The sequence below is a fragment of the Neobacillus endophyticus genome (assembly GCF_013248975.1).
GTDB classification, from domain to species: Bacteria; Bacillota; Bacilli; order Bacillales; family Cytobacillaceae; genus Neobacillus; species Neobacillus endophyticus.
The window spans coordinates 188,556-205,815 of record NZ_JABRWH010000001.1 but is presented as its reverse complement, the minus strand read 5'-3'; the positions used below and the strand labels follow the sequence as shown (position 1 = coordinate 205,815).

Here is a 17,260-nt window from a genome sequence, read left to right as displayed (position 1 = left end):
GACATATATGTTCAGCCCATTCTAATAATCATTACGAATAAAGGGGAGAACTATTATGTCACTAAAACGTAAAAAGATCTCTGTAATTGGCGGGGGATTTACTGGAGCAACAACGGCATTTTTACTTGCCCAAAAAGAACTTGGAGATGTTGTGTTAGTGGATATTCCGCAGATGGAAAATCCGACTAAAGGAAAAGCTTTAGACATGCTGGAAGCAAGCCCTGTTCAAGGCTTTGACGCTAACATTCTTGGCACCTCCAATTACGAAGATACTCAAGATTCTGACATTGTCGTGATCACAGCTGGTATTGCCCGTAAACCAGGCATGAGCCGTGACGACTTAGTACAAACCAATCAAAAAGTAATGAAAAGTGTAACCCAGCAGATTGCGAAGTATTCTCCAAACTCCATCATTGTTGTATTAACAAACCCAGTAGATGCAATGACTTACACGGTATTTAAAGAGTCTGGCTTCCCTAAAAATCGTGTCATCGGTCAATCAGGGGTTCTTGACACAGCCCGTTTCCGTACATTTGTAGCACAAGAATTAAACCTTTCGGTTAAGGATATTACCGGCTTTGTTTTAGGCGGTCATGGAGATGACATGGTTCCACTTGTGCGCTATTCATATGCAGGCGGTATCCCGTTAGAAACACTGATTCCAAAAGAACGTTTGGAAGCGATTGTTGAGCGGACAAGAAAAGGCGGCGGTGAAATCGTTAACCTTCTTGGCAATGGAAGCGCATACTATGCTCCTGCAGCATCTTTAGTTGAAATGTGTGAAGCAATCTTAAAAGACCAGCGCCGCGTCATTCCTTCTATTGCCTATTTGGAAGGCGAATTTGGTTATGACGGTATTTACCTTGGTGTTCCAACCATTCTTGGAGCTAACGGAATTGAAAAGATAATCGAGCTTCAACTTACACCAGAAGAAAAGGCTGCTTTGGATAAATCAGCAGATTCTGTTCGGAATGTAATGCAAGTTTTAGTATAAACAAAATGGAAATTCGGAGTGAGGGAACTCCGGATTTTCTAATTGGCATGAATGAAATCGCTTACAAAAGGGGATAGGTACTATGCTTTTGGGCAAAAAGCGTAAACTTGGCAGAAAAATCGAGGAAATTTCAGTAGGGGAAAAGTTATCAATAACGGAAAAAATCGAGGACAAAGATCTTCTTCTTTATTTAGGGCTCACTGATGATGCGAATCCGCTCTATATTCAGCATGACTATGCCTCGCAAACTCCATTTAAAAAACCAATAGTCCCGAGCATTATGTTGACAGGTATGATTACTTCAGCAGTCTCGAAATATTTGCCAGGCCCGGGAAGTCACATTTTAAGTCATGAAATTGAATTTCCAAAACCGGTTTATCACTACGGTACAGTCGAGTTGCTTTTGGAGGTAATCGATGTAAACCGCAGCCAGCATACAATCGTTATCAGCATATTAGGAACAAATGAAAACAAAGAAACTGTCATAAATGGAAAAATCAAAGTCTGTCCACCTCATCGATTAGAAGAATTTTATGGGAAAGTATTGGAGAATTTTTAAAAAAAAGATATTTCCGCGCTCATCGCAAAATTCATGAGGACAGTACATAAAAAGATGCCGATTCTTGTCCTCATGAAAATCCTGCGTGTATTGTAAAAGCCTCGAAATCAATCACTCACTCATTTTCCTCAGTTCGGAATCATTTTACATAAATAAACCTCATTTGTTAATTTTTCAAAAAAATGCCCCAACAACCTATAACACTAGCTTATCTTTATTGCTTGTATATATAATGGAGGTAAATAAAGTTATGGGGGAAATTATGAAAAATAAAATACTTGTTGTTGATGATGAACAATCAATTGTCACTTTACTGCAATACAATTTGAAGCAGGCTGGTTTTGATGTGATTACTGCAATGGATGGAGAAGAGGGAAAACGATTGGCGGAAACAGAGGCGCCAGATATCATCGTCCTAGATCTTATGCTTCCTAAAATGGATGGAATGGAAGTATGCAAGCAACTTAGACAGGATAGAATCATGACACCTATTTTAATGTTAACTGCCAAAGACGATGAATTTGATAAAATACTAGGTCTTGAACTTGGGGCGGATGATTATATGGTCAAACCATTCAGCCCTAGAGAGGTCATTGCAAGGGTGAAAGCAATACTTAGAAGAACACAGACTCAGGCTGTTATAGAAAATGAAAATGAAAATGAGAATGACCAAATTCAAATTGGAAAACTTTTGATCTATCCTGAAAAATATGAGGCCTATTTCAATGAAGATCTTCTTGAATTAACGTTAAAGGAATTTGAATTACTTTTATATCTTGCTCAAAATAAAGGGCGTGTCCTTACCCGCGATCAATTGTTAAGTGCTGTCTGGAATTATGACTTTGCTGGCGATACTAGAATTGTGGATGTACATATTTCTCATTTAAGGGAAAAGATTGAAGTAGAAACCAAAAGGCCAGTCTATATCAAAACAGTACGTGGACTAGGCTACAAACTGGAGGAACCTAAGACAGAATGACGAAATTTCGTACAAAGCTGCTGATCGCTTTAATCACGTTGATTATATCCGTTCTTGTCGGCTTGGGGATTTTGCTAGGGCAATTATTTAAAAGCTATTACCTGCAATCATTCAATGAACGTTTAAAAATTGAGAGAAATCTTGTGATTATTTACATGGAGGAGGCTGGGGGCGTTTCTGCATTTAACAAACAAGAGGTTTTAAAAATCAGTAAGATGTTAGATGTTCGCGTAACCATTACCAATCCAAATGGAAAGATCCTGTATGACAGTAAAAATCCAATTGTAACGGATTCTGGAAAATTGAGACGGGTGATTCAGGAAGCGATAAAAAAAGATCCTAAAACAGAAGATCACTTAGAAGAGGGCGATGGCTTCGACTTGCATTATTATTGGAAGCCCCTAATTAAAAATAATCAAAAAGAGGGATATATTTTTCTAAGTACAAAAACAGAAGACCTGAAACAGGCATTTGGACAAATATGGTGGATTCTCTCTATCAGTCTGTTTACTGCTTTAATCGTAATCATTTATTTAGGAATAAGAATTACTACCAAATATACAAAACCAATCGAAGCGGCAACTAATGTAGCTATGGAGCTGGCAATGGGGAATTATCGGGCCAGAACCCCTATTGACCCATCAGGTGAGACAGAGATGCTGGCAATATCGATCAATACCTTGGCGGAAAACCTGCAGGAACTAGTAACAGTGCAAGAAATGCAGCAAGACCGTTTAAGAGCTTTAATCGAGAACATGGGAGCGGGATTGCTTTTAATTGACAGCCGTGGAAGAATCAATCTCGTGAATAAAGGATATATCGATATCTTTCATGTTGATCCCATTGATTATCTAAATAAACAATATTATGAAGTGATTGAGCATCAAGAGATTTGTGATCTTGTGGCAGTCGTGTTTCGGACGGAACAAAACGTAACTAGACAATTACATATACCGTTTTTAATTGAAAGGCGATACTTTGTTGTATATGGTGTCCCTATTATTGGCACAAACCATGTTTGGAAAGGTGTATTGCTTGTTTTTCATGATATTACCGAATTAAAAAAACTCGAGCAAATGCGCAAGGACTTTGTTGCGAATGTTTCCCATGAATTAAAAACACCGGTAACGTCCATTAAAGGATTTGCTGAAACCTTGCTTGATGGAGCGATGGAAAATAGAGAAACGCTGGAAGAATTTTTGTCGATTATTTTAAAAGAAAGTGACCGCCTTCAGTCGCTGATACAGGATTTGCTGGAGCTTTCAAAAATTGAACAGCATGGTTTTAAATTGAATGTCAGTGAAGTAAATTTAACGGGTTTGCTCGAAGACACAATTACGCTTTTAGCTGGAAAGGCTCAGGCGAAGAATATTAGCCTTGAATTTTTTCATAAGGAATCCGCCATAACGATTGATGGAGATGTTGACCGGCTTAAACAGGTGTTCCTAAATTTAATTGGAAATGCGATTGCCTATACATCGAATAATGGAGAAGTGAAAATCATTTTATTGGCTCATCTTGGAAAAGTACGGGTTCATGTCAAGGATACTGGTGTTGGAATCGAAAAGAGTGAGATTCCCCGAATTTTTGAACGCTTTTACAGGGTTGACAGAGCGAGAAGCAGGAACTCGGGTGGAACTGGTCTTGGACTTGCGATTGTGAAACATATTGTAGAAGCCCATCATGGACATATAAGCGTTAGAAGCGAAGTAGGCGTAGGCAGTGAGTTTATTATTGAACTTCACAAAAAATTAAGCTAAAAATTGGGATGGTGATATAGTTGGAAAAGAAAAAGCTTGTATTGATAGACGGGAATAGTATTGCATACCGAGCTTTTTTTGCACTCCCTCTCTTAAATAATGACAAAGGCATTCATACGAACGCTGTTTACGGTTTTACGATGATGCTGATGAAAATCTTGGAAGAGGAAAAGCCCACGCACATCCTTGTGGCATTTGACGCGGGTAAAACGACTTTCCGCCACAAAACATTTGAAGAATATAAAGGTGGAAGGCAAAAAACACCAGCAGAGCTTTCCGAACAATTTCCATTTATCCGTGAACTTCTTGATGCTTACGGCATCGCAAGATATGAACTGGAGAATTATGAGGCGGATGATATTATTGGAACATTATCACTTCAAGCTGAAAAAGACGGTTTTGGGGTGAAGGTCATTTCTGGTGATAAAGATTTAACCCAGCTTTCTTCATCGAATACTACTGTCGGGATTACAAGAAAGGGTATTACGGATATTGAAGAATATACTCCAGAGCATATTCAAGAAAAATATGGCTTAACTCCTGAACAAATCATCGATATGAAGGGGCTTATGGGAGATACATCTGACAATATTCCGGGCGTGCCTGGTGTAGGTGAAAAGACAGCAATTAAGCTTCTTAAGGAATTTTCAACGCTGGAAAACTTACTTGAGTCCATTGATCAAGTAAGCGGCAATAAATTGAAGGAAAAGCTTGAGGAATTTAAGGGTCAGGCGCTGATGAGCAAGAAGCTGGCAACCATTGAAAGACAAGCGCCAATTGAAGTGAAGCTGCCGGAGATGGTTTATGATGGTTTCACCAAAGAAAAAGTAGCGGCCTTGTATAAAGAATTAGGGTTTTCTTCGTTACTGGACAAGCTGGGAGAAGATGTCCATGAAGCGGCCCAGGTTGAATTTCGTGAAATTGAATTTGTGATTCCAGATCATATAACAGACGAAATTTTCTCCAATGAAAATTATTTTTATGTGGAGTTGCTGGAGGACAATTATCATATTGCAGAGATCTTAGGCTTCTCTGTTGTAAATGAAAAAGGGAATTTCTTTTTGCCCATAGAACAGGCATTACAATCAGAAGTGTTTAAAAGCTGGGCAGAAGATAATGGAAAAAAGAAAATAGTATATGATGTAAAGCGATCAGAGGTTTCCTTAAGAAAACGCGGTATTCATTTAAAAGGGGCCAATTTTGATATTTTAATGGCTTCCTACCTGCTAAACCCTTCAGAAGCATTGGATGATCTTTCTTCTATTGCCAAGAAATATGGGCTTCATCCTCTTCAATCTGATGAAGTTTTCTACGGCAAAGGGGCAAAGCGGAAAGTACCGGAAATTTCCGTTTTGGCGGAACAACTTGTACGCAAAGCCTTGGCGATGTCTGAATTAAAAGAAGTACTAAAAGATCTATTAATAAAAAATGAACAATACGAACTTTTTAAAGAGCTGGAAATGCCATTATCGCTTATATTAGCTGATATGGAGTCATATGGCATTAAAGTAGAGAGAGGGCGCCTAGAAACAATGGGACGGGAGCTGAATGAACGTCTCATTGAAATTGAGGAAAAAATATGCGAATTAGCAGGAGAAAAGTTTAATATTAATTCTCCAAAACAACTGGGCATTATTTTATTTGAAAAATTAGGTCTGCCGACTATTAAGAAAACAAAAACGGGCCATTCTACATCTGCAGAAGTTTTAGAGAAATTATCAGGACATCATGAAATTATTGAATACATTCTTCTGTATAGACAATTAGGAAAGCTGCAATCCACTTATATTGAAGGACTTCTGAAGGTTGTTGAGCCAAAGACAGAAAAAATTCATACAAGATTCCAACAAACGTTGACAGCAACTGGCCGATTAAGTTCTATTGATCCAAATTTGCAAAATATACCGATTCGTTTGGAGGAAGGGCGTAAAATCAGACAGGCCTTTGTACCATCGGAGCCTGGTTGGGTTATATTTTCAGCTGACTACTCTCAAATTGAACTGCGAGTGTTAGCCCATATTGCTGGAGATGCGAAATTGATCCAAGCATTTAAGGATGACCTGGACATTCATACGAAAACCGCAATGGAGGTATTCCATGTCAGTCAGGAAGAAGTGACGTCAAATATGAGACGTCAGGCGAAAGCAGTAAACTTCGGGATTGTTTACGGGATTAGTGATTACGGACTTTCGCAAAACCTGGGAATTTCTCGAAAAGAAGCTGGACAGTTTATTGACCGGTACTTAAGCAGTTACCCTGGTGTAAAAGAATATATGGATGACATCATCCATACGGCCAAACAAAAAGGCTACGTTACGACATTACTGCAAAGAAGAAGATATATCCCTGAAATCACCAGCCGTAATTTTAACTTGCGAAGCTTTGCAGAGCGGACAGCCATGAATACGCCGATTCAAGGAAGTGCCGCAGATATCATTAAAAAAGCAATGATTGATATGGATGAAGCATTAAAGGATAAAGAATTAAAAACGCGCCTATTATTGCAGGTTCACGATGAATTAATCTTTGAAGCACCTGAAGAGGAAGTAGAAGTACTTAAAACGTTAGTTCCACTCGTCATGGAGAACTGCATCGAACTCTCGGTCCCATTGAAAGTTGACTATTCCTACGGTCCAACCTGGTTTGATGCAAAATAAAATAACAGCTATGGGGGCCTATCATCATGCCGGAACTGCCTGAAGTCGAAACCGTTCGAAAAACGTTACAAAAACTAGTCCTACATAAAACAATTGAAAAAGTGACCGTACATTGGCCAAAAATGATCCAATTTCCAATCGAAGTGGAGCAGTTTTGTGATGCCTTAAAAGGGGAAACATTTGTGGATATCGGCAGAAGAGGAAAGTTCCTAATTCTTTATACCAATCAGTTTGCCCTTGTATCACATTTGCGAATGGAAGGAAGATATGGGCTTTTTGATAAGGAAGAGCCATTTGATAAGCATACACACGTGATTTTCCATTTTACAGATGATTCAGAATTACGGTATCGCGATGTTCGGAAATTTGGAACCATGCATTTATTTAAAAAGGGCGAGGAATTTCAGAGGCCACCATTAACATCGCTTGGCCCTGAACCTTTTTCTGAGGACTTCACAGCCGCCTATTTGGGTGAAAAACTGAAGAAGACAAACCGCAAAGTTAAGTCTGCTTTGCTAGACCAAAATCTATTTGTTGGCCTAGGCAATATTTATGTAGATGAAGCATTGTTTAGGGCTGCCATCCATCCTGAAAGGGCAGCACATTCATTAAGTGAGCTGGAAATTTCTTTGCTTCACCAGGAAATCGTGAGAACTTTAAGTGAAGCCGTAAAAAAAGGAGGAAGCACCATCCGTTCCTATGTAAACTCACAAGGCGAAATCGGCATGTTCCAGCTTGAATTATTTGCATATGGCCGTCAAGGAGAGCCGTGTAAAAGATGTGGGACTCCCATGGAAAAAATAACAGTAGGCGGCAGAGGAACACACTATTGCCCGACATGCCAAAAACTTTAGAAAATATTTAGATGCCAGAAAGGGATCAGCCATGACATTAATGATTGGGTTGACAGGCGGAATTGCCAGTGGGAAAAGTACAGTATCCAATATGTTTAAGGAAATGGACATCACTGTAATCGATGCGGATGTAGAGGCGCGCCTGGCTGTAGAAAAAGGTGCGCCGGCTTATTTGAAGATTGTTGAAGAATTTGGCCGGGAAATTTTATTAGAAAATGGGGAAATCGATCGACAGAAATTAGGAAGTATTGTTTTTCATCAAGAAGAAAAAAGGCTGCTTTTAAACCAAATTGTTCATCCCGAAGTAAGAAAAAGGATGTTAGAAAAAATGGAGACAGCCAAAAGTCTAAATGAAGCTGCTATTGTTCTAGATATTCCTCTCTTATTTGAAAGTAAACTGACATATATGGCGAGCAAGACGCTCCTTGTATATGTTGACAAAGAAATACAATTAGAGCGGTTAATGAGCCGGAATCAGCTAACTTTGGAGGAAGCTGAAGCGCGTATAAAATCACAAATGCCGCTGTCTGAAAAAGTAAAATTAGCTGATGGTGTTATTAACAATAATGGCTCCATTGAGGATACAAAAAAACAACTCTTAAAAGTATTAGCACATTGGGGTGTAAAAGCGAATAATTCATTGTGAGAAGGAGTGTTCCTTCTCTTTTTTTTGCTGATAGGAAAGCTTTTCTATCAGGCATAAGTGCACTAAGGAATGCTTCGTGAGCATTAGCCTCGCAGTCGAGAAGCTGTGCTTTTCGACGAACTGCGCCTATGTCTTCGCCCTAATGAGCTCGCCAGGCGCGAGTTTTCTATATTTAATTTCAGAATAGTAAAACATTTAAATAATACGCCATTTATATGTCACAAATAGAATTAAATATGTTATACTAATTACATCGATACGAACTAATAAGTATAACACTAATGCGGAAGGGGCCGTAAAATGAAGACAAAATTGGCGATTAACGGATTTGGAAGAATTGGAAGGATGGTTTTTAGACAAGCAATCCTTGAAAATAGACTTGATGTTGTGGCCATCAATGCAAGTTATCCAGCAGATACATTAGCACATTTAATCAAATATGATACCAATCATGGGATATTCCAAGGAGAAGTGATCCCATTAGATGATGAACTTCTTGTGAATGGGAAGCGAATTAAACTTTTGAATCATCGTCATCCGGAAGATCTGCCTTGGAAAGAGCTGGGGATTGATATCGTTATTGAAGCAACGGGCAAATTTAATTCTAGAGAAAAAGCTGCTTTACATTTAACTGCAGGTGCGAAAAAGGTCATTTTGACAGCACCAGGTAAAAATGAGGATGTAACGATTGTTATGGGGGTAAATGAAGAAATGCTTGATATTGAGAAGCATGATATTATTTCCAATGCATCCTGTACGACAAATTGTCTTGCACCTGTTGCTAAAATTCTCGATGAAAAGTTTGGAATTGAAAGCGGGCTAATGACAACCATTCATGCCTATACGAACGATCAAAAAAATATCGATAATCCACATAAGGATCTACGCCGTGCACGGGCTTGCGGACAATCAATCATTCCAACAACGACAGGTGCTGCGAAAGCGTTATCGCTAGTTTTGCCGCAACTGAAAGGTAAACTACATGGTATGGCATTAAGGGTTCCAACTCCTAACGTATCTCTTGTCGATTTAGTGGTCGACATCAATCAGGATGTAACGATTGATGATATTAATCAGGCGTTTCGTGAGGCGGCTGAAGGCCCATTGAAAGGAATCCTAAGTTTCACAATGGAACCGTTAGTATCTGTCGACTTTAATACAAACCATCATTCGGCGATCATTGATGGTCTTTCCACCATGGTAATGGGAACAAGAAAAGTAAAAGTATTAGCTTGGTATGATAATGAATGGGGGTATTCTTCCCGTGTGGTAGATCTCAGTCTTTTCGTTGCAGAAGAAATTGCAAAAATGAATCAAGTTAAGGTCGGCTGAAAAAATGCTGTCTCATGACAGCATTTCAGACTGTCGACAAATCCGAAGGATTTCGGGTTTAAAATCGACAGTCTTTTTTGTTTGGCCATATTAAACTTGTCTGTTGATTTCCGTTCCAGGCGGCTTCGCTTTCCGCGGGCGGTTCGGGGAGCCTCCTCTGCGCTTTCAGCGCCTGCGGGGTCTCCCCTGTCCCGTACTCCCGCAGGAGTCTTCGCCGCCTTCCACTCCAATCAACAGAGTGTAAAAATCAATAATGTACATTAACACAGCCTTTTGTATAATTTATTTACAGAGAATTAATAGAGGTGGATGGAATGCTTTCGAAAAATACACAGATAAATCGTGACCAAATTGAAATGATTGCCTTAGATCAACTTGTACCTGCTGATCACTTGGTTCGCAAAATAGAAGCCGCAGTAGATTTTTCATTTATCTATTCATTGGTTGAAGATTTGTACTCAACTAAGCGCGGACGTTCAAGTATTGACCCTGTTGTATTAATTAAGATGGCTTTCATTCAATATACCTTCGGTATCCGTTCGATGCGTCAAACGATAAAGGAAATTGAAACAAATATGGCGTATCGCTGGTTTTTAGGATTTGGTTTTTATGATAAAGTACCCCACTTTTCAACTTTTGGTAAAAACTACGAACGTCGTTTTAAGGATACAGACTTATTTGAACAAATTTTCTACCGTATTTTAAAAGAGGCAGCAGATAAAAAGTTAGTTAGTTCGGAACATGTATTCATTGATTCAACTCACGTTAAAGCAAGTGCAAATAAACGCAAATTCGAAAAGAAAGTAGTTCGGAAAGAATCAAAAGCTTATGAAGCACGTCTTCAAGCAGAAATTAATAGTGATCGTGAAGAACATGGGAAAAAGCCCATCCCACCAGATAAATATGAAAAAGAAGAAAACAAAGAAATAAAAGAAAGTACAACAGATTCGGAGAGTGGTTACTATGTAAAAGACGAAAGGACAAAGCAATTTGCTTATTCATTTCATGCAGCCGCAGATAGAAATGGTTTTGTCCTGGGGACTATTGTAACTCCAGGTAACGTTCATGATAGTACAATGTTAGAGCCTCTAGTTGAAAAGGTCATTGAAAAATGTGGGAAACCTAATGCTGTAGCTGCTGATGCCGGATATAAAACACCTGCTATTGCTCAATATTTAATTGAAAATGAAATTCGCCCTGCTTTACCCTATACACGACCACGTACAAAGGAGGGATATTTGAAAAAGCACGATTATGTCTATGATGAGCACTTTGATTGTTACATATGTCCGGAAGGACAAGTTCTGGATTATAGAACGACTACTAAGGAAGGTTATCGACAGTACATCTCTAATCCTGTTATATGTAAGGATTGCCCACTTCTAGCACAATGTACACAAAGTCAAAATCATCAAAAGCTCATTCAACGACATATCTGGGAACCATATCTTGAAGAGGCTGAACATCTTCGTCATACAGAAGAGAATAAAATAATATATGCACGTCGTAAAGAAACAATTGAACGTGTATTCGCGGATGCGAAAGAAAAGCATGGTATGCGATGGACAACCTTAAGAGGTCTTAAAAAATTGTCCATGCAGGCGATGCTTACTTTTGCTGCTATGAATTTAAAGAAGTTGGCTACATGGACTTGGAAAAGTCCAGAAATGGCATAAAAATAGACCCCGCCGGGGTCTACCTTAAGAAAAATCAAACAGAAAAATCCCAATTTTAGAAAAGGGCGCCAGAATCGGAACTTTTGAAATGCCTTTTGTCTACAATCTGAAATGCTGTCTCATGACAGCATTTTTTGTGTCCACTCGGACAAATATACATATAATAGCTTAGATATATAGTTTAAGATGCATTTTTAAAGGCTGAAATGGGCAAGAAAAGCATTAAGATATTTTTATTTTATAAAAATTTTAAAATGATAGGTTGCAAAAAAAATATAAACAAAGTATACTAGTCATCGTGAACTTCTTAAAATTAGGTAGCAATTAACTACTTAAAGGGTTAGGACCTCTTTGGACTAACTTTCCCCCGTGGTAGTTTCTCTGATGCCGTCAATATCAGGATTTTGGGAAGGACTCAAAAAGGTAAGAGGGGGAAAAGAATATGGAAACAATGGGACGTCACGTAATCTCTGAACTATGGGGATGCGACTTCGAAAAATTAAATGACATTGACTTTATTGAAAAAACGTTTGTAGAAGCAGCACTTAAATCAGGTGCAGAAATTCGCGAGGTAGCTTTTCATAAATTTGCTCCACAAGGAGTAAGTGGTGTTGTAATTATTTCGGAATCACATCTTACAATTCACAGCTTCCCTGAACACGGTTATGCTAGTATTGACGTGTACACATGCGGGAATTTAGACCCGAATATTGCAGCTGACTACATTGCAGAAGCATTTAATGCTGAAACACGTGAAAATATTGAAATTCCGCGTGGAATGGGTCCTGTTCAAGTGAAACAGGCGAACGTATTATAATTTAATTGAAACTGACGAGATAAGAGGTGTTCATAAGACACCTCTTTTTATATTTTAAGGATAATGTTTTATACTATTGGATATGACAACATATTCTTAGGGGGTTTGTATGGTTAATTTATTCACGCGTTATAAAAGGGAAATTGAAACATCGGATCAGAACAGTGATAATGTTCTAAAAACGCATTATTATAAAGCCTCTTTTAATCAACTATTTGATACAGTTGAAAAAATGTTCAGGGAAGATGCCGATTGCCGGATCACAACTGTATCTAAAGAGCATGGAGAAATTGCTGTTGAAATTAGTAAACCTTTCCATTGCTTCTTAATTGCAACCGTTGTGAATGTGAAACCATTGGAATCTGCAGTTGATTTTACGATTTCATCTGAGAAATTTTCCTTGCTTGGTATATACCCTGATTTGAGAAAGCGGATTAATTTTTACTACGAAAGGATCAATCAATTACATACAGTTGTGAGAATTAAATAAAACTCCTTGGAGTTGAGTGTTGAAACTCACGGCTCTTTTATATAAGATAATAATAGGAAAACTGCGGAAAGTTTTAGATTTATTGCTGTTAAGATTTGGAGTTGATTGACCATGAAATGCCCTTCATGTCAGCATTATGGTACGCGCGTGCTTGATTCCCGGCCGGTCGACGAGGGACGTGCAACGAGAAGAAGGAGAGAATGCGAAGAATGCGGGTACCGCTTTACTACGTTTGAGAAGATTGAGGAGATCCCATTGATCGTAGTTAAGAAAGAGGGTACTAGGGAAGAATTCAGCCGTGAAAAAATATTGCGCGGTCTTATTAAAGCATGTGAGAAGCGTCCTGTAGCTTTAAAAGAATTGGAGGATATAACCCAAGGGGTGGAAAAGGAGCTTCGAAGCCAGGGTATTTCAGAAATTAAAAGTGAATCAATTGGCGAAATGGTGATGGACAGGCTGGCGCTTGTTGATGAAGTTGCCTACGTCCGCTTTGCTTCTGTATACCGCCAATTTAAAGATATTAATGTCTTTATCGAAGAATTAAAGGAGCTAATCAATAAAGAGAAATCCTAGAGAGCTAAAGGTGTGGCTTTGGCTCTTTTTGCAATTTATATAAAGGTTTTTTTGAGTTATTGTATTGTGAATGGAAGCGGAAAATCAACATTCAAGTTTAATAAGCATGAATAAATAAAAAGGGGCGAAAAGGCAAAATGGCGCAGCATTGGCAAGAAATTCTTCCAATTGACCGTTATATTGTATCAGCACATGGACTGCTTCATGATTACGACCGCAAAGTGTTGACATTTCTTTATCAGCCCTTGATTGGTTCCAGCTGCTTTAGTTTGTATATGACACTATGGGCAGAAGTGGAGGAAAATAGGCTATGGTCTGACTCCTCCACACATCATTTGCTAATGAATGTTTCAGGAATGAATTTAAAAGAAATATATGAAGCGCGCTTAAAGCTCGAGGGGATCGGGTTATTAAAGACATTTGTGAAGACCGATGCGGAAGAACGATCCTTTATCTATGAACTCCAGCCACCGTTAAGTCCAGAACAATTTTTTCTGGATGGAATGTTAAATATTTATTTATATCGAAAAATAGGGAAAAATCACTTTGCGCGTCTTAAACGATTTTTTTCAGATCAACAAATACCGAAGGACCAAGAGTATTTGAATATCACAAAGGCGTTTCAAGATGTATTTATTTCCGCTGTTCCAGGCAGTTTTCAATACCTTCAGAACGTTACTTCAGAACTGGAACCTGTCCCAGGAGAACAAATTATTGGCCGGCGCGATCAAAAGGGCATTCAAATAGATGTGAATAGCTTTGATTTTGATTTGCTGCAGGCAGGATTAAATGAGTCGCTTGTTCCATCTAAGTCGTTAACACCAAAAGTTAAAGAGGTGATTAGCAATCTTGCTTTCCTCTATCAAATTGATGCCATTCAAATGAAAAATATTATTCTAAGTGCTCTAAATGAGTCGAGTGAAATCGATATTGAAGAGTTACGTAAAGGTGCGCGTGATTGGTATCAATATGTGAACTACGATCAGCTTCCGAATCTTGTGGAACGAACACAGCCTGTTGCAATGCAAGTTCAAATAACAGAGCCTAGGACAAAAGAAGAAAAGCTTATTCGCTATTTAGAAACTACTTCACCTTTACGTGTATTGAAGGATCTCTCCGGGGGCGCAGAACCGTCTAAATCAGATATTCAAATCATTGAAGAGGTTATGTTTAAACAAAAGCTTCTTCCTGGTGTCATAAATGTTCTTGTTCAATTTGCCATGCTGAGGACAGATATGAAGCTTACAAAAGGCTATGTAGAAAAAATTGCAAGCCACTGGGCGCGAAAGCAAATTAAAACTGTGAAAGAAGCAATGGAATTGGCGAAAAGTGAATATCGTACGTATCTGGGCTGGACCGAAAATAAAAAATCAGGCGGGAAGACGACGAAAACAAAACCAATTCGATCTGAACTACTTCCAGATTGGTTTGATGAAGAAGCACCAAAGAAGACAGAAACAACACAAATAGAAAACAATACGGAGTTTGAGGCCAAAAAGCGTGAAATTGAAGAAATGCTGAAGGCGCTTGACGAATAGGCGGTGACTTATGGAAAATATCAATCATACTTTAAAACGGTTGGCATCTAGTGGAAATTTTCAAAAGAGATACGAAAAAATGCGGCAAGAGACGCTTAAACATCCGGATATCCAAGCTTTTATCCGTGAAAATCGGCAATCGATTTCCGATGAGATGATTGAGAGAAGTCTAGGGAAGCTTTACGAATATATCAATCAAAGCAAGGAATGCAACCAATGTAAAAATCTGGAGGAATGTATTAACATCATGAAGGGCTACCATCCAGAATTGGTGATTACACGAAATTCGATTGATGTCACTTATAATCGCTGCCCAAGAAAAATAATCGATGATGAAAAGCGCAGAAATGAAAAAATGATCAAAAGCTTATATGTGCCTAAAGAAATTTTATCCGCTACTTTTGAAGAATTTGAGCATGATGAAACCCGTATTGATGCAGTTCAAAAAGCCGTTTCTTTTTTAATGAATTATGAGCAGGGAAAAAAGGGAAAAGGATTATATTTTCACGGAAAATTTGGTGTCGGAAAGTCTTATTTATTAGGAGCTATTGCCAACAGGCTTGCTAAAAAGCAAATTCCATCGATGATTGTTTATGTTCCTGAACTGTTTAGAGAATTAAAAAGTTCGATCGCTGATTCAACATTAAACGAAAAAATCGAAGCGTTGAAAAAAGAACCGGTCCTCATGCTTGATGACATTGGGGCTGAAGCAGTTTCAAGCTGGACAAGGGATGAGGTATTGGGGCCGATTTTACAATTCAGAATGCTGGAAAGCCTGCCTACCTTTTTCACTTCCAATTTCGACTTTGGCGAGCTTGAGCATCACCTTGCGTACAGTCAGCGAGGAGAAGAAGAAAAAGTAAAAGCCCGGAGAATCATGGAAAGAATTCGTTCACTTAGTGAACCTGTTCTTGTCAGCGGCCCAAACCGCCGATCTTAATTAATTTAAAGCTAGATACCCATAGGATTGCCAACGATTTTGGTTGGCAATCCTTTTTTTTGGTAATCCTTTTGCTGCTAAACTTCTATTTTGGCCAAGTCCTCCATATATATTAAAACATGGATTGGGTTAAAGGGGGGATTTGGTTGGCGGAAATCATTTTCCAGAGCAGGACAGATGCGATCATGTTTTATCATCACTTATTGAAGTGTTTAAATATGGATGCAGCGAATGAGGAAATACTTTTACATGAAGACCAGAAAATGGTGAAGGTACTTGCCGGCTCACTTTCCGCAGATTTTTACAATCGGGTGAAGCAGGCAATATATGCCTTTATTATTGAAGTGAAACGGGAAGATTGGTTTCGGGAAATTATCAGGAACCAGTTCTTTTATGAGGATCTGGAAGAGCAACAACAAATTTTAGAAATTCTTCATTCGATTCTAGAGGGGCAAAGAGAGGATTTAACCGTTTTTTTGAAAAATACAAATAACGAACCGTTTATTAGAGAAGCCATTCACCATGTTCTGCAGGATAATATTTCCTTTTCCTTTGATTCATTTTTGAAATTTCGGCTGCGTGATTATATGAAGTACTTAGAAAATTATGTTGAAGTAGCCATTGATGAATTTAAACTGGAGCAGGAGTATCAGATGTTCATCTACATGCTTCGCGACTTTTTAGCGAATCGTGAACCTAAAATCGAGACAATGCATTTATTGTTTGATGAGGAAATTACCTTTTATGATGAGTGGATGGAAGAAATCAAAAGAAGTGACTTAACGAAAATGATTGATCGTAAATTGCTGGTGAACCATCCGGTTTATGTTGATTCCTCCACGATTGCACCGCTACTTTCACTTGCGCCAAAAAAGATTTTTCTATATACGAATAATGATGAAGCACCTTTAGTCCGGACGATAAAAAATATTTTTGAGGAAAGAGTAATCATCAAAACGCATAGCGCTCTCCGTCACTTGAAATACATTCAGGAGAATTTGGATTCTTCCGAAAATCAAGCATAAAGATCTTTCATTATTGAAGTAATTAATTTGTATGATATGGCTGGAGGAACTTGATTTTTTAAAAATTAATTATTATAATAACGTACATAGTTAGGCAGCAGTGCTTGAATGATGTGCTGAAGCCAGCCACAGTAAAATCATTAGTAAAAGTAATGATAAGGACATGAGTATTTTTTTACGGTTTAAAGAGAGGGAGGTCATGGCTGAAAGCTTCCTAACACGAAAAATTTACTTACCGCCTTTAAACTTCAACAGTGAACCCTTTCGAATGGTTGAAGGAAAGTAATTGTTGACGGCACCAGCCGTTATCTGACCTAAAGCCATTTTTTAGCTAAGCTTAAAAAATGGGAAATTTGGGTGGAACCACGTGTTAATGATAACTCGTCCCTTTTTATAGGGACGGGTTTTTTATTTTTATCA

15 protein-coding genes and 1 other annotated feature are annotated in these 17,260 nt (G+C 38.4%); all 15 genes read left to right on the top strand.

Annotated elements, in window-relative coordinates; all coding sequences use genetic code 11:
* Window positions 1-55 precede the first annotated feature (55 nt).
* Complete coding sequence (mdh, locus tag HPT25_RS01005) at window positions 56-994, top strand: malate dehydrogenase (RefSeq protein WP_173058747.1); 939 nt, start codon at window positions 56-58, stop codon at window positions 992-994.
* Between the two features lie 82 nt (window positions 995-1,076).
* Window positions 1,077-1,553, top strand: coding sequence for a MaoC/PaaZ C-terminal domain-containing protein (locus HPT25_RS01000; RefSeq protein WP_173058744.1), 477 nt, complete (start codon window positions 1,077-1,079; stop codon window positions 1,551-1,553).
* Between the two features lie 262 nt (window positions 1,554-1,815).
* Complete coding sequence (locus HPT25_RS00995) at window positions 1,816-2,532, top strand: response regulator transcription factor (protein ID WP_173058741.1); 717 nt, start codon at window positions 1,816-1,818, stop codon at window positions 2,530-2,532.
* Window positions 2,529-4,292 (top strand): two-component system histidine kinase PnpS, encoded by a 1,764-nt coding sequence (gene pnpS / locus HPT25_RS00990; RefSeq protein WP_173058738.1) that lies wholly within the window; start codon window positions 2,529-2,531, stop codon window positions 4,290-4,292. Before HPT25_RS00995 ends, pnpS begins: the two co-directional genes overlap by 4 nt.
* 20 nt (window positions 4,293-4,312) lie before the next feature.
* The gene (polA, locus tag HPT25_RS00985) at window positions 4,313-6,949 is read left to right on the top strand and encodes a DNA polymerase I (protein ID WP_173058735.1); all 2,637 of its coding nucleotides are present in this window, start codon (window positions 4,313-4,315) and stop codon (window positions 6,947-6,949) included.
* 26 nt (window positions 6,950-6,975) lie between these two features.
* Window positions 6,976-7,803, top strand: a complete 828-nt coding sequence (gene mutM / locus HPT25_RS00980; protein WP_173058732.1) for a DNA-formamidopyrimidine glycosylase — start codon at window positions 6,976-6,978, stop codon at window positions 7,801-7,803.
* 31 nt (window positions 7,804-7,834) lie between these two features.
* The gene (gene coaE, locus HPT25_RS00975; protein WP_173058729.1) at window positions 7,835-8,449 is read left to right on the top strand and encodes a dephospho-CoA kinase; all 615 of its coding nucleotides are present in this window, start codon (window positions 7,835-7,837) and stop codon (window positions 8,447-8,449) included.
* A 300-nt stretch (window positions 8,450-8,749) separates the two neighbouring features.
* On the top strand, window positions 8,750-9,781 hold the full coding sequence (locus tag HPT25_RS00970) for a glyceraldehyde-3-phosphate dehydrogenase (protein ID WP_173058726.1): 1,032 nt from the start codon (window positions 8,750-8,752) through the stop codon (window positions 9,779-9,781).
* Window positions 9,782-10,095: 314 nt separating this feature from the next.
* The gene (locus tag HPT25_RS00965; RefSeq protein ID WP_173058723.1) at window positions 10,096-11,457 is read left to right on the top strand and encodes an IS1182 family transposase; all 1,362 of its coding nucleotides are present in this window, start codon (window positions 10,096-10,098) and stop codon (window positions 11,455-11,457) included.
* A gap of 442 nt (window positions 11,458-11,899) precedes the next feature.
* On the top strand, window positions 11,900-12,274 hold the full coding sequence (gene speD / locus HPT25_RS00960; RefSeq protein ID WP_173058720.1) for an adenosylmethionine decarboxylase: 375 nt from the start codon (window positions 11,900-11,902) through the stop codon (window positions 12,272-12,274).
* 109 nt (window positions 12,275-12,383) lie between these two features.
* Window positions 12,384-12,764, top strand: a complete 381-nt coding sequence (locus HPT25_RS00955) for a hypothetical protein (RefSeq protein WP_173058717.1) — start codon at window positions 12,384-12,386, stop codon at window positions 12,762-12,764.
* Window positions 12,765-12,875: 111 nt separating this feature from the next.
* Window positions 12,876-13,337 (top strand): transcriptional regulator NrdR, encoded by a 462-nt coding sequence (gene nrdR / locus HPT25_RS00950; RefSeq protein ID WP_173058714.1) that lies wholly within the window; start codon window positions 12,876-12,878, stop codon window positions 13,335-13,337.
* A gap of 137 nt (window positions 13,338-13,474) precedes the next feature.
* Window positions 13,475-14,875 (top strand): replication initiation and membrane attachment family protein, encoded by a 1,401-nt coding sequence (locus tag HPT25_RS00945; RefSeq protein WP_173058711.1) that lies wholly within the window; start codon window positions 13,475-13,477, stop codon window positions 14,873-14,875.
* A 10-nt stretch (window positions 14,876-14,885) separates the two neighbouring features.
* Window positions 14,886-15,815: a primosomal protein DnaI gene (gene dnaI / locus HPT25_RS00940; RefSeq protein ID WP_173058708.1), complete on the top strand. Its 930-nt coding sequence runs from the start codon at window positions 14,886-14,888 to the stop codon at window positions 15,813-15,815.
* A 146-nt stretch (window positions 15,816-15,961) separates the two neighbouring features.
* Window positions 15,962-16,840, top strand: a complete 879-nt coding sequence (gene ytxC, locus HPT25_RS00935; protein ID WP_173058705.1) for a putative sporulation protein YtxC — start codon at window positions 15,962-15,964, stop codon at window positions 16,838-16,840.
* A gap of 143 nt (window positions 16,841-16,983) precedes the next feature.
* Window positions 16,984-17,232, top strand: a binding site (T-box leader).
* Window positions 17,233-17,260: the final 28 nt, after the last annotated feature.